At 62.1% G+C, this 13560-nt stretch carries 14 protein-coding genes; 8 read left to right on the top strand and 6 right to left on the bottom strand.

Annotation, left to right across the window (positions count from 1 at the left end):
* Window positions 1-33: 33 nt before the first annotated feature.
* The 3 genes from AC1DYW_RS11345 (at window position 34) to AC1DYW_RS11335 (ending at window position 3455) form a co-directional block, all read left to right on the top strand.
* Window positions 34-2187, top strand: coding sequence for a transglycosylase domain-containing protein (locus AC1DYW_RS11345; protein WP_095089906.1), 2154 nt, complete (start codon window positions 34-36; stop codon window positions 2185-2187).
* A gap of 121 nt (window positions 2188-2308) precedes the next feature.
* Complete coding sequence (locus AC1DYW_RS11340) at window positions 2309-2893, top strand: DUF1214 domain-containing protein (protein ID WP_095089905.1); 585 nt, start codon at window positions 2309-2311, stop codon at window positions 2891-2893.
* Window positions 2886-3455: a DUF1254 domain-containing protein gene (locus AC1DYW_RS11335; protein ID WP_457152626.1), complete on the top strand. Its 570-nt coding sequence runs from the start codon at window positions 2886-2888 to the stop codon at window positions 3453-3455. The genes AC1DYW_RS11340 and AC1DYW_RS11335 overlap by 8 nt, the downstream gene beginning before the upstream one ends.
* Here AC1DYW_RS11335 and AC1DYW_RS11330 read toward each other — a convergent pair.
* Window positions 3452-3640: a hypothetical protein gene (locus AC1DYW_RS11330; RefSeq protein WP_246461176.1), complete on the bottom strand. Its 189-nt coding sequence runs from the start codon at window positions 3638-3640 to the stop codon at window positions 3452-3454. The genes AC1DYW_RS11335 and AC1DYW_RS11330 overlap by 4 nt on opposite strands.
* A gap of 210 nt (window positions 3641-3850) precedes the next feature.
* Between AC1DYW_RS11330 and AC1DYW_RS11325 the strand changes: the two genes are divergently transcribed.
* Window positions 3851-4912 carry a hypothetical protein gene (locus tag AC1DYW_RS11325; protein ID WP_477226200.1) on the top strand — a complete coding sequence of 354 codons (1062 nt, stop codon included), beginning with the start codon at window positions 3851-3853 and terminating at the stop codon, window positions 4910-4912.
* Here the strand turns inward: AC1DYW_RS11325 and AC1DYW_RS11320 are convergent.
* The 3 genes from AC1DYW_RS11320 to AC1DYW_RS11310 form a co-directional block, all read right to left on the bottom strand.
* Window positions 4890-5237, bottom strand: a complete 348-nt coding sequence (locus AC1DYW_RS11320) for a DUF1491 family protein (protein ID WP_457152628.1) — start codon at window positions 5235-5237, stop codon at window positions 4890-4892. The genes AC1DYW_RS11325 and AC1DYW_RS11320 overlap by 23 nt on opposite strands.
* Window positions 5238-5308: 71 nt before the next feature.
* Complete coding sequence (locus AC1DYW_RS11315) at window positions 5309-6121, bottom strand: peptidoglycan-binding domain-containing protein (protein WP_477226199.1); 813 nt, start codon at window positions 6119-6121, stop codon at window positions 5309-5311.
* Entirely contained in the window at window positions 6096-7829 is a 1734-nt protein-coding gene (locus tag AC1DYW_RS11310; protein WP_457152630.1) for a sensor histidine kinase, read from the bottom strand. The genes AC1DYW_RS11315 and AC1DYW_RS11310 overlap by 26 nt, the downstream gene beginning before the upstream one ends.
* A gap of 535 nt (window positions 7830-8364) precedes the next feature.
* Here AC1DYW_RS11310 and AC1DYW_RS11305 point away from each other — a divergent pair.
* Together AC1DYW_RS11305 and AC1DYW_RS11300 are read left to right on the top strand one after the other, a co-directional pair.
* Window positions 8365-8730 carry a DUF5330 domain-containing protein gene (locus tag AC1DYW_RS11305; protein WP_477226198.1) on the top strand — a complete coding sequence of 122 codons (366 nt, stop codon included), beginning with the start codon at window positions 8365-8367 and terminating at the stop codon, window positions 8728-8730.
* A 99-nt stretch (window positions 8731-8829) separates the two neighbouring features.
* Complete coding sequence (locus tag AC1DYW_RS11300) at window positions 8830-9258, top strand: SufE family protein (RefSeq protein ID WP_477226197.1); 429 nt, start codon at window positions 8830-8832, stop codon at window positions 9256-9258.
* Window positions 9259-9403: 145 nt separating this feature from the next.
* Here AC1DYW_RS11300 and AC1DYW_RS11295 read toward each other — a convergent pair whose 3' ends face one another.
* Window positions 9404-9829, bottom strand: coding sequence for a Ros/MucR family transcriptional regulator (locus AC1DYW_RS11295; RefSeq protein ID WP_095089970.1), 426 nt, complete (start codon window positions 9827-9829; stop codon window positions 9404-9406).
* Between the two features lie 449 nt (window positions 9830-10278).
* Window positions 10279-10548, bottom strand: coding sequence for an SH3 domain-containing protein (locus tag AC1DYW_RS11290; protein ID WP_477226196.1), 270 nt, complete (start codon window positions 10546-10548; stop codon window positions 10279-10281).
* A 248-nt stretch (window positions 10549-10796) separates the two neighbouring features.
* Between AC1DYW_RS11290 and AC1DYW_RS11285 the strand changes: the two genes are divergently transcribed.
* Together AC1DYW_RS11285 and AC1DYW_RS11280 are read left to right on the top strand one after the other, a co-directional pair.
* A complete protein-coding gene (locus tag AC1DYW_RS11285; RefSeq protein WP_477226195.1) occupies window positions 10797-12920 on the top strand; it encodes a S9 family peptidase in 2124 nt (707 codons plus the stop codon).
* Window positions 12917-13543 carry a LysE family translocator gene (locus AC1DYW_RS11280; RefSeq protein WP_477226194.1) on the top strand — a complete coding sequence of 209 codons (627 nt, stop codon included), beginning with the start codon at window positions 12917-12919 and terminating at the stop codon, window positions 13541-13543. The genes AC1DYW_RS11285 and AC1DYW_RS11280 overlap by 4 nt, the downstream gene beginning before the upstream one ends.
* The last annotated feature ends 17 nt before the right edge of the window (window positions 13544-13560 follow it).

Below are 13560 nucleotides of genomic sequence, written 5' to 3'. Positions count from 1 at the left end.
TCAGGTCGCGCCATCGCCGAGCCGGATTTCCGAATGGCCAGTCCTGAACCGCACAAGAGAAGAGGTCCGATCGCAGCCCGGTTGCTGGCGCTCGATGCTTGGCTCGATTCCTCGCTCTACGAGATCGGTTTCAAGGCGCGCCAGTTCTGGGAAGCGGCGACGATCTTCTCGCGGCGCTTCCGCGTCAACGGCTGGCGCCGCGGCATCATCGAACTGTTGAGCGAAGGTTTTACTCTGGGTGCCGGTGGCATTGTGGTGATGCTGGCGCTGGCCGTTCCGGCTTTCCAGGATACGGCTGGCGACTGGCGCGCCCAGGGCGACTTCGCCGTCACCTTCCTCGACCGCTACGGCAACGAGATCGGGCAGCGCGGCATCATCCAGCGCGATTCGGTGCCGGTCGACGAGATGCCCGATCACGTCATCAAGGCGGTGCTCGCCACCGAGGATCGCCGCTTCTTCGATCATTACGGCATCGACGTGCTTGGCCTTTCACGCGCTATCTTCGAGAATGTGCGGGCGAACTCCGTCGTCCAGGGCGGTTCCAGCATCACCCAGCAGCTGGCCAAGAACCTGTTCCTCACCAACGAGCGCACCCTGGAGCGCAAGATCAAGGAAGCCTTCCTGTCGCTGTGGCTCGAGGCCAATCTGTCGAAGAAGGAAATCCTGCAGCTCTATCTCGACCGCGCCTATATGGGCGGCGGCACGTTCGGCATCGAGGCGGCCGCCGACTTCTATTTCGGCAAGAGCGTCAAGGACCTGAACCTCGCCGAGGCGGCGATGCTGGCCGGCCTGTTCAAGGCGCCGACCAAATATGCACCGCACATCAATCTGCCGGCGGCGCGCGCGCGCGCCAATGTGGTGCTGTCCAACCTTGTCGATTCCGGTTTCATGACCGAGGGTCAGGTGCTGCAGGCAAGGCTGCACCCTGCCGATGTCGTCGATCGCGGCGAACAGAAAAGCCCGGATTATTACCTCGACTGGGCGTTCGACGAGGTCAAGAAGATCGCCAAGCCAGGCCAGCACTCGCTTGTGGCCCACACCACCTTCGACGCCAACATCCAGAAGGCGGCGGAAGAATCGGTGGAGTTCCACCTGCGCCAGTTCGGCAAGGAGTATAACGTCACCGAGGGCGCTGTGGTCGTCATCGAGACCAACGGCGCCGTCAGAGCCATCGTCGGTGGCCGCGACTATGGCGCCAGCCAGTTCAACCGTGCCACCAAGGCGCTGCGCCAGACCGGCTCGTCGTTCAAGCCCTATGTCTATGCAACGGCGATGGAGCACGGCTTCACGCCCGACTCCATCATTTCCGGCGGCCCGATCAGCTGGGGCACCTGGTCGCCGCACAATTACAGCGGCGAATCGGCCGGCCGGATTACACTGATCATGGCGATGGCCAAGTCGATCAACACCGTGCCGGTGCGACTGGCCAAGGACTATCTCGGCATCCCGCCGATCAAGGCAATGGCCGAGGCGATGGGGGTGGAATCGCCGCTCGAATCGCACAAGACGATGGTGCTCGGCACCTCGGGCATGACGGTGATGGATCAGGCGACGGGCTACAGCGTGTTCGCCCAGAACGGCTTTGTCGGCTCCCGGCACGGCATCACGCAGCTCGTCACCCGCACCGGCGAGGTGGTCTACGACTTCGCCAAGGATGCGCCGCCGCCGCACCGGGTGTTGTCCGAGCAGGCGCTCAAATCCATGAACACCATGCTGGCGGCGGTGCCGGTGATGGGCACGGCGCGCCGCGCGCAAATTCCCAACATCGTCGTCGCCGGCAAGACCGGGACTACGCAATCCTACCGTGACGCCTGGTTTGTCGGCTTCACCGGCAACTACACGGCGGCCGTGTGGCTGGGTAACGACGATTTCACGCCGACCAAGAACATGACTGGCGGCTCGCTGCCGGCAATGGTTTGGCAGCGTCTCATGGTCTATGCCCATCAAAACATCGACCTCAAGCCGATCCCGGGCATCGACAAGCCTTTTGTCGATGAAGAGATCGCAGCCAAGGCCGGGGAAGCGCAGAAGAAGAGCGACGATCAAGCGGCAGCCGATGCGGCGGCCGAACGGCCGCCGGTGTTGTCCAGCCGGACCACGCAGACGTTGAGGGACATGACCAAGCAGTTCCAGTCAGCGCCGGCCCTCGCAGCGCCTCAACCGCCGGAAAAGCTGTCGGCACTGTGATTCTTTCCGACTGAGTGGATCTTTGCGGCTGGCTTGGGCGGGCAAATCCATCGGCCCGCTTGCCACGGGACCCCGCGCCGCGATATCCCCGAGCGGCAACTCTTCGTGTCCCCGGCCCTTCATGCTCAAGAATGCACTCCTGACGCTGCTTTCGCTTGTCATAGCCATCGGCGGCGGTGGCGGCAGCGTCTGGTATGCGCTGAAAGCCCAGGATGGTGTCGGCGCCATCCGGATCGGCCAATGGACGGCCTTTCCCGATATCGGCACGCCAGCCGCCGACCCCTATTCGAAGGCCCGCGTGGCGCGTGAGGGCGTGCTTGCGCTCGGCCGTGCCGAAGGGCTGTCCTTCGTCGCCGAGCGTGACGCTGGCGGCGGCGAACTCAAGCGCGAATGCACCTACACGATCGAGGGTGGATTTCCGACGGCACGGTTCTGGACGCTCTATGCCGCCGATCAGTCGCTCGGCGTGGTCGAAACCGGAAAATCACGCCTTGCGGCGCTGCAATCCTATGGGGTGGTACGACAACCCGACAATTCGGTCATCATTTCCGCCAGCGATCACCCGATGCCGGGCAACTGGCTGCTGACCGGCGGCTTCGGCAGAATGTATTTCGTGCTGACATTCTACGACACGCCGATCGCCAGCAGCACCGGCCTGTCGGACGTTTCGCTGCCGCGGATCCTGAAGGTCGGCTGCAATGCGTAGCTCTTATGCGGCGATGCGCAAGCTTCTGCATGCTGTCCTGCTCGGCCTGGTCGGCGCCGGCATCGTGCACATCGTCGTGCTGCTCCTGGTGCCTGAATTTTCCGAACGAGACGCCTGGTCGCGGCTGTCCATGACCTCGGACCTTTACAGGATGACGCGTCTCGATGCGGAGGCCGGTGGCGCGCCGGTGGTGAAGTCCGTCGACCCGTTGTTCTACGCGACAGCGTGCCGGTTCGATCTGGGCGAAGGAGTGGTTCGCATCAAGGCGCCGGGACATGTGCCGTTCTGGTCGGTGTCGGTCTATGACCGCAGCGGCCACAACATCTATTCCTTCAACGACCACACCGCCAACGACGGCGTGCTGGATGCCGTCGTGCTGACGCCGGCGCAGATGATCGACGTGCGCAAGGACCTTCCCGAGGACCTTCAGGGAGCAATCTTCGTCGAGGCGCCGATCGAGGAAGGCATCTTCGTCATCCGCACCTTCGTGCCCGATGACAGCTGGAAGCCGATCGTATCAAGCTTCCTCGAAAAGAGTTCCTGCGAGCTGCAAGACTTCTAGTGGTGAGGAACCGGCTTCGTCCCTGGCGATCCCGGCTTGTCGGGATCGACCGGCCGCACTTCGCCGGCATGCGACCGCTCGTAGCGGATGCCGGGGAAGATGATCACCGCCGCCGGAATTTCGGCGGGTTGCTTTGTCCGATTGCTTGGTGCCGTACGCGGCACGAAAGACAGTACCATGCCCATGATTCGCGCATTCCTCTCGGTTTCCCCGGAGCACAACGCAACGCCTCCAAATATCATTAAGGACGGCAGAGGGTTAACGGAGCGCTAACGGATCGTCGCTAACTTGATCTTTGTCTCGAGGTCAGGGCGTTCCGACCCGCGGCAAACGCGAAACCGACACAGTCCCGGTCGAGCGTGGTCGAGTTTGTGTCGAGTGCGGGCGTATCCTTCGTGTCATCTTCGGACTTCAGGCAAATCGCGATACGGACAGACTCGGGCAAAGCTGAAAGGCTGTTCCGCGCCGCGGTGTCGGCGTTCTGCTCGCTCACCCGCCCGTCACGCCGAGAGATCGGCCAACTCGAAGACCTGACGCTGCCGCTGTTCGACAATGTGTCCGTCGAATCACGCCGCTACGTGGCGGCCGCCCTGTCCGAATGCGAATATGCCCCCGCCGCATTGGTGCGCCGTCTTTGCGAGGAGCCGGTCGACATTGCCGCGCCGCTGCTCATTCGCTCCCGCGCGGTCAGTGACATCGACCTCATCGCGCTGATCGGGCGGCACGGCCTTCCGCATGCACGCGCCATTGCGCGGCGCAAGGACTTGAACCCGACCATCGCCGACCTGATCAGGGCGCTTGAAAGACCAACCCTGGTACGCGTGCGGGAGCCGGACGCGAACGGCATCGCCGCGGACAGGGCCGTGACGGCCACGGCGGACAAGATTGCACCGATGAGCACGGATGCCGTCTCGGAAGAGCCCGCCAGAGAACGGGCGGCCGGCATTGCCGCTGAAAACGCACGGCGCAGGCTGCGCACCATGATGCGCACCGGCGACGAAGCCGGGGCGACGACCGCCGATCCGTTCACGGGCGCGGATGCCTATCTCAAACTGCGCGAGACGGCGCTGACGGGAAACGCGGCGTTCTTCCAGACCGCGCTCGCCGACGCACTGGATATCGATTTCTCGATCGCGCGATCGCTCACCGGCAACCAGAATTATGCCTCGCTGCTTGCAGCACTGCGCTCTCTTGACCTCAGCGAGGACCGGGCATTCCTGATCACGGTTGCGGTCTATCCCAGCCAATTCCCGCATCCGCAGGCTATCCGCGCCTTCCTCGACCGCTACCGCCTGCTGCATCGCGATGCGGCTCAGGACAAGGTGCGGCTCTGGAAGGCGGAGACCCTTTCAAGAGCGGTTCGCGAGGCGGCACCGGCAAACAGCGATAACCGGACGGGATCGAACAGCGACGATGCGGCGGCTTCGTCCGGCCTCAGGGCGACTTCACGGAAATAAGCTCCTCGACGGAGACGGCACCGGCCTCGATCTCGACCACCCAGATGTCGGGATCGAATTTCTTTTCCCGTTCCAGCCGTGCTTCGAGCACGGCGGCATCATCGCCGGCGCCGAGAAGGCTGAAGAAGCGATCGTCGGGCTTCGCCGAATCGTAGCTTGTCTGCGGTGCCGGCCCGAACAGGGCAATGTCTCCAGACCTGCCACGCGCCAGCACGAACACAGCGCCGGCTTCGGTTGCGCCGCGCTTGACCACGGTGGCAAATCCGCCGGCGCCGAAAACCCGGCGCAACAGGGCCGAGACCCACAGATCCGATGTGACGCGCATGAGAAGCTCCAGAAAGCGTACGGGCTATCTATCGATATTTCCGCCGCTCTGCGAGCCGTCGTTTCAGCCCCTTAGTTGGTCAGGCCGATCTCGCGCATCTTGACGTACACGAGTTCATCGGGCTCGCCGGTCTGGGGCAGCCCGAACAGCGACTGGAATTCCTTGATCGCCGCCTTGGTGCGCGTGCCGACGACGCCGTCGAGCTGCATGTCGTCATTGCCGAATGCCTTGAGCCCGGCCTGGATTTTGACGATGCGGGCATCGGGTGCCTGCGTCGGCGCATTCGCCTGGTCGGCATTCGCCTGCCCGGAATTGGTCTGCCCAGAGTTTGTCTGCAAGGACACCGGAACGGCGGCCGGCATATCCGGGCGCGGCTGCGGTCTCGGTATGACGGCCGCTGTTTTCGGCGTCGCGCCCAATTGGTCCAGCAGAAGCGCGTCGATCTCGCCGGACGCATTGAGCCCGACCTTCTGCTGATAGGCCTGGATGGCCTTGCGCGTGTTGGGCCCGGAAATGCCATCGACCGTTCCGGAATAGAAATCGAGATCCTTCAGTATGCCCTGCACCTGCTCGACCACCGGATCGCCCTTGATCGGTGCCGGCGTGCCGGATGGCCGCACGATGTTGAACGTCGTCTCCGGTTCGTCGGACGCTGTATGCCGAAAGCCCTCCATGCTGCGGGTCGCGAAGAACGCGCCGGCATGCGGGAAAGGCTGGTACCACAAGGCATTGGCGGAAACGTAGAACAGCGTCACCAGGAATGCCGTCGACCCGCCGACCAGGACGGGATTGCGCGAGATCGCGCCGCCGACGGCGACGGCGCCGTCCTGAAAGGCGTTGCTGCGGCGCTTGACCGCCTTAGGCCGTTTTGCGGAGCGAGCCATTTCTGTCCCCTTTCGCCATGGCCACCGGCATCGTCAGCACTCCGGCCTTCTCCGCCTGGTGTCCCTTCGGTCCGTTCACCGGCAGGCTGATGGTCACCGTGGTGCCCTCGCCCGGCATGCTTTCGATGGACATCGTGCCTTCGTGCAGGGCCACCAGGCCCTTGACCAGCGAAAGGCCGAGGCCAGTCCCCTCGAACCGGCGGGTATAGTCGTTCTGGATCTGCATGAAGGGCTTGCCGAGATTGGCAAAATCCTCCTCGGCGATGCCGATGCCAGTGTCCCTGACCCAGAAATGCAGGCGCGAACCGATCCGCTTGGCGCCGACGACCACATCGCCACCATCGGGGGTGAACTTGATCGCATTGGAAACAAGGTTGATGAGCATCTGCTGCACGGCACGCCGGTCGGCATTGATATCGCCGGCGTCCGGCGCGATCTGCGTCTGCAGATCGATGTTCTTCGCCTGCGCCTGCAGCCGCAGCATGGACTGACACATGTCGACCGCTTCCGCGAACCGGAACGGCTCCGGCTCGGTCGCATAGACGCCGGACTCGATCCTGGACACGTCGAGTATCGAGGTCACGACGGCCAGCAGATGCTGGCCCGAATCCCTCACCAGGCCGACATACTCCTTCTGGCGCGGATCCTTGAAGGCGCCGAACATCTCGTGCAGCAGCATGTCGGAGAAACCGATGATGGCATTCAACGGCGTGCGCAGTTCGTGGCTGACCACCGCCAGGAAGCGTCCCTTGGCGACTTCGGCCGAGGCCGCCGCCTCATTGGCCGCAGCGAGATTTTCGCGCAGCCGGGCAATGTCGTCGTTCTCGCGCAGGACAAGCGTGAAGACGTCGCCCTGTTCTTCACCTCGCACCAGATCGAGTGAGAACGGCCGGTAATTGTCGGCCGCCTGTCCATTGCCGTTCTGAGGCAGCCTGATGCGCAATTCGAGCCGGCGCGACAACGCGCCGTCGCGCATGTCGGCCAAGGCGCTGAGATAGCAGACGCGATCCGACAGATGGACGCGATCGAAGAAGCCGTTTCCGGACAGCAGCTCGGGCGGCAGCTTCAAAAGCGTGCGCGCCTTTGCCGAAGCGTCCAGAACCTCGCCATGGCGGGCGACGCGCAAGACCACCGCATCGATGATGTCTTCAAGACGGTCTGCCGCGTCGGTGACGTCGGCCGCACCGGTCGTGTTTTGAAACGCCGACGCGCGCGGGATCAATGTGAGGGCCCAGGCCAACGGCACCAGCCAGTGCCACGCGGCAATCTGTGCTCCGGCGAACGGCAACAGAATTCCTGCCAGAGGCTGCGCCAGGATGGCCACAGCGGCCGACACGGCTCCCCACAATGCCGCACGCCGCGAGGCGCCGATCCACCAGGCTTCGAACGGCAGCGCCACAACGAGCATGGCGACGGGAGAGCTCAGCCCACCGGCGGCGGCGATGAGACCGCCTAGTGCAATGCCGGCCATCGCCAGAGCGACCTGAGCAGCGATGGCCATCTTGCCGGTCGCCGCCACCAGCAGGGCGACGAACCAGCACAGGCCAAAGGCCGCGAAGATGGCGGCCACGGTGACGGCGGCGCCCATGCCCGACGTGACCAGCGTGACCGCGGCGCCGGCGGCAAAAAAAGGAGCCGCCAGCATGACGCCGATGAAGCGGCGCTGGCGCTCGCGGTCGTTCTGCCCAAGGATGGACGGGTGAACCATACGTTCGCAACCAGCCGCTATCGCGCCAGGCAATTCAACGTATCTGGCCTTGATCGAACTCAACTCAACGCACCCGTACTCGTCGTGGACAGCTCTGCTTTTGCAGATTGTTTTGGTTGACTCAGAAACTCGCATCCAGCGTTTAAGGAATGGATAAGGCAGCGCCGACCAAGGCCCGGCCTGCGGCAAATATCGGGATGCCGGCAGCCGAAAGCCCGGGCAAATGCAGCCATAGTAAACGGAGGGTTATCCGGCGCCCACGCCCAAGGGGTGTATCCACGCGACGCCTGGACTCCCGGGTTTCACGAAAAACGCATTCAAGACAGATAGATAGATGGTTATCCGGCGTTAAGAAAAATCGTTCGGATTTGAAACAAACAGTTTGCACAACGGTTCGTTTCGGATTTGCCTAAAATTTGCGGAAAATTCTCGGCGAACCTGCAAGCCGTCCTTTGCGCCTGTGTGCCACCATCCTGCCTACAAAAGAGGTCATGCCATATGGATGCATGATCCGGTCACGACGAGAGGCAAGGGAATGGTCTTCCTGATAAGAATGGCTTTCTGGTTCTCCTTGGTGCTGCTGGCGCTGCCACTGGCTGTCGGTCCCGACGAATCGGGCCGCGAGAGCGTCGGGCCGATCCAGGCCCTGTTTGCGGCGCGTGAAGCGGTTGGCGACATCGCCGGCATTTGCGAACGCAAACCCGACGTCTGCGAAACCGGCAAGTCGGCCATGCACACCATCACCTCCCGCGCCAAGGAGACCGCCAAGATCGCGGCAGCGATGCTGGACGACAAGTCCACCGCGGGCCCTGACACGTCGACGATGACCGGCAGCGTGCCGGAGGAAATCGTCTTGCCCCAAACGGTCAATTTGCCAGTCAACCTACCGGTCCAGAATTAGCCGTCTCGACGGCGCACCGCGGGCTGTCTGCCCTCTCGACGCCCGCGGTGTCCTTGTTTTTTCCGTGACGTGGCGCCGCCGCGTGACTATATCCGAACTATGACGACGACGATCCAGACGATCCGCGACGACTTCTCGTTCCTCGAGGAATGGGAAGACCGCTATCGTTACGTCATCGACCTCGGCGAGGCGCTGCCGCCATTTCCGGACGATGAGCGCAACGCTGCCAACAAGGTGCCGGGCTGCGTCAGCCAGGTCTGGCTGACCACCGAACGCGGACCGGGGGGCGATCCGGTCATAACCTTCACCGGCGATTCGGACGCCCATATCGTGCGCGGGCTGGTCGCGATCATGCTGGCACTGTTTTCAGGCAGAACCGCCAGCGAGATCCAGAGGACCGACGCCGAAGCAACGTTGAAAGAGCTCGGCCTCGACGAACATCTGTCGCCGCAGCGCGCCAACGGCCTTCGCTCCATGGTCAAGCGCATCAAGCGCGACGCCGAGGCGGCGCTGAAGCAGACCGCCTGACAGCCGGAGCGGTTCATCGCTCCACGGAGCGTAGAAACGCACTACTTCGTCATCTTGACGCAATTCCGGATGGAAAACCCTTTCACACAAAATCAAACGGCGCCCGAAGGCGCCGTTGATGTCGATCCGAAGTGGCGAGCAGCGATTACCGCGCCTTGCGCTTGCGGCCGAGACCCATCTTCTTGGCAAGCTGGGACCGCGCAGCAGCATAGTTGGGTGCAACCATCGGATAGCTCGGGTCGAGGTTCCACTTTTCGCGGTACTGATCCGGCGTCAGGTCGTAGTGGGTCATCAGATGACGCTTCAGCGACTTGAACTTCTTGCCGTCTTCAAGGCAAACGATGTAGTCGTCATGAACCGAGCGCTTCGGGTTGACTGCCGGCTTTTGCTTGTCGGCAGGCGGCTGTTCGGCAGTTCCACCCACGCGCCCGAGCGCGGCATGGACATCGGATATCAGGTTCGGCAATTCGCCGACCGGCACGGGATTGTTGCTGACATAGGCGGCCACCACATCGGCGGTCAATTCGATCAGCGCATCGCTGTTTCTGGAAGGTGTTTCGACAATATCCATGGTCATCAGGCCCCAACAAGAGTTACGTCAGTGTGCGCCCTTTTTTTCAGGCAGGGCATCGCGCGAATTTTTATGCAGGTAGAGCTTCTGCGATTCGTGTCGCGTGCACATCAATGACCCTGCTGACCAAGTAAGTCAATTCGGTCTTTGCGCTATATTGAACAATGTTGATCAATTGTTCCCGGATTAGCTTCAACCTTTCGTGCATTTTGTAATTTTTCGATATTTCGCCCGCCAACCAGCAACCGCTGACGCAACGTCAGTTCGTCGTTACATTCGCGATAACTCACAAAGCAGGTTTCAATGCTTGATTTTGCTTGGCAATCAGACGGGCAAGCTTGGTTGCCCATACCTGTCCACAAAACCACAGGTTGCCGCATGGCCTGCGCAAGCAACCAGGCGACATGCCGGTCATGTGAACTGGCTCGGATCAGTAGTCGCCAGGTCAGTCAATGCGACGTGATGTATTTGCCATAGGCCCAGCCAGTGACGAAGTTGCCGTTCTGGGCCGGGTCATGCCAGACTTCGCACCAACGATAGCGAACCGTCTGTTCCTGCTTCCACGCCGGATGATTGAAGATGTCGAGCAGGTTTATCCCGCCGGTGCATCGTCCGGTCATCTGCAGAACGGTTCCGTTCGGATACGCCGCCTGTTTCTGGGATGTGCCCGAAGGGTATTTGCGCACATTGAGCGTGTCACCGAACGGCACATTGGCCACTTGCCAAGCCGCGAATACGGTCGCATGAGACTGGCCGGCAAAAGTCAGAGTTAGTGAAGCAACGGCGAAGCTGCCGCAATAAGAGCATATATATTCATCATCTCTCCTCCCGGCCCATCATCTGGAGCCGACACGACCCTTAAGCTGCGGCTCTTGAACCCGACCTGATCGGCGTGTTCATTCGCTATTTAAGACAGTTCCCCATTCAAGATGCTTCCCCATTCAAGATATCGGCAAAGCGAGACGCAATGACCAGCACTTCCGCATTTCCGCACGTCAGCCCGCCAGCGCCCGAGAAACGGCCGGTTTCCGACACGCATCACGGCATCACGCGAACCGACGACTATGCCTGGCTGCGGGCCGACAACTGGCAGGAGATGTTCCGGGATCCGTCATTGCTCGATGCAGGTATCCGCGCCGCGCTCGAGGCCGAGAACGCCTATCAGTCGAAACTGATGGCCGACACGGCCGAGTTGCAGAAGCAGCTTTTCAAGGAAATGAAGGGCCGCATCAAGGAAGACGATTCCTCCGTGCCGATGAAGGACGGACCCTATGCCTATGGCTCATCCTTCAAGCTTGGCGGCGAGCAGCCGCGTTATTTCCGCATGCCGCGCGACGGCGGCGCCGAGCAGATCCTGCTTGATGGCGATGCGGAGGCGGCGGGCAAGGCCTATTTCCGTCTTGGCGGCGTCGATCATTCGGCCGACCACCGCAAGCTCTTGTGGGCATTCGACGACAAGGGCTCCGAATTCTACACGCTTCGCGTGCGCGACCTTGACGATGGCAGGGAGCTCGCCGACCGGATTCCCGACACGGGCGGTTCAGGCGTCTGGAACGCCGGCGATGACGGCTTCTTCTACACGCGTCTCGATCCCAACCACCGCCCGTCCAAGGTGCTGTTCCATGCGCTGGGGCAAAGCCCCGAAAGCGACCGGCTGATCTATGAGGAAAGCGATCCCGGCTTCTTCATGAATGTCGACGGCACGCGCAACAACGAATGGATCATGATCGGCATCAACGATCACGAGACCTCGGAATACCGCCTGATGCCTGCCAGCGACCCGTTTGCCGAACCGAAGCTGGTCTCGCCGCGCGAGACCGGCCTTCAATATGATCTGGAAGAAGGCGGCGACATCTTCTTCATCCTGACCAATGCCGATGGCGCCAAGGATTTCAAGATCATGACCGCGCCGGCGAGCGATCCGGTACGCGCCAACTGGCAGGAACTGGTGCCGCATGAACCTGGCCGGCTGATCCTGTCGGTGATCGGCTTCAAAGACCACATGGTCCGGCTCGAACGCAAGGAAGGCCTGCCGCGCATCGTCGTGCGCGACCGCAGCAGCGGCGAGGAGCATCTTTTGTCCCTCGACGAGGAGGCCTTCTCGCTCGGCCTGTCGGGCTCCTATGAGTACGATACCGAGATCATGCGCTTTTCCTATTCGTCGATGACGACGCCGGCCCAGGTGTTCGATTACAATATGCGCACGCGCGAGCGGGTGCTGCTCAAGACCCAGGAAGTGCCCTCCGGCCATGACCAGGATCACTACGTCACCAGGCGGCTGATGGCGCCCGCCGCCGATGGCGAACTGGTGCCGATCTCGCTTCTCCACCACCGCGACACGCCGCTGGATGGATCCGCACCTTGCCTGCTTTACGGCTACGGCTCCTATGGCATCACGGTGCCTGCCGCATTCAACACCAACTGGTTCTCATTGGTCGACCGCGGCTTTGTCTTTGCCATCGCTCATGTCCGTGGCGGCAAGGACAAGGGCTATGGCTGGTACGATGACGGCAAGCGGGCGCACAAGATGAATACGTTCACGGATTTCATCGCCTGTGCGCGCCACCTCGTTGCCGAGCGCTACACGACGCATGACCGCATCGTTGCGCAAGGCGGCTCGGCCGGCGGCATGCTGATGGGCGCCATCGCCAACATGGCGCCGGAGTGTTTTGGCGGCATCGTCGCCGAGGTGCCCTTCGTCGACGTGCTCACCACGATGCTCGACGCCAGCCTGCCGCTGACGCCGCCGGAATGGCCGGAATGGGGCAACCCGATCGCGTCCGCCGACGACTATCGAACCATCGCCGCCTACTCGCCCTATGACAATGTCGCCGCGCTCGACTATCCGCCAATCCTGGCGCTGGCCGGCCTCACCGATCCGCGCGTCACCTATTGGGAACCGGCCAAATGGGTGGCACGGCTGCGCGACCGCAAGACCGGCGACAATCCCGTGCTGTTCAAGATCAACATGGATTCGGGCCACGCCGGCGCTTCCGGCCGGTTTTCGCGACTGGAGGAGATCGCCTATACTTATTCCTTCGCACTGAAGGTGATGGGCAAGGCGCAGCTTACAGGAGAGATTCGCCAATGATCGATCTGTCAACATTGACAGCCTACATCGCGGTTGTGCTCGGCTTTGTCTTCATTCCAGGCCCAGCCACCCTCCTTACGGTCGCGCGGGCAACGAGTTCGGGAACGAAGGTGGGCATTGCGACCGGTGCCGGGATCGCGGCCGGCGACGTGTTTCACACGGTCATGGCCATGGTCGGCATATCGGCGATCATCGCCACTTCGGCGGCGCTGTTCAGCATCGTAAAGTACATTGGCGCCGCCTACCTCGTTTATCTCGGCATTCGCGCGATCATCGAGAAAACACCGGCCAACCCGGCTGCCGGCGCGCTTGCCATCTCCGCCGGCAAGGCATTTCGACAGGCTATCCTGACCGAAGTGCTCAACCCCAAGACCGCGCTTTTCTTCCTTGCATTCCTGCCTCAGTTCGTGCGGCCTGAAAACGGGTCGGTGATGCTTCAGATGACCATATTGGGGGTCATCTTCGTCATGCTGGGTCTTCTCAGCACGGTCGTCTTTGCAGTGAGCGCCGGTCGGCTTGGCACTTTCCTGCGCCGAAATCCGAGGGTGCTCAAGTGGCAAGGCAAGATTGTCGGCGGCATCTACTGTGCTTTGGGCGTCCGTCTGGCCTTGCAGCAACGCTGAGGCTGCGGACACGACGT

The organism is Mesorhizobium sp. P2_D5 (assembly GCF_056404355.1).
This window is presented reverse-complemented; position numbering and strand designations above follow the sequence as displayed.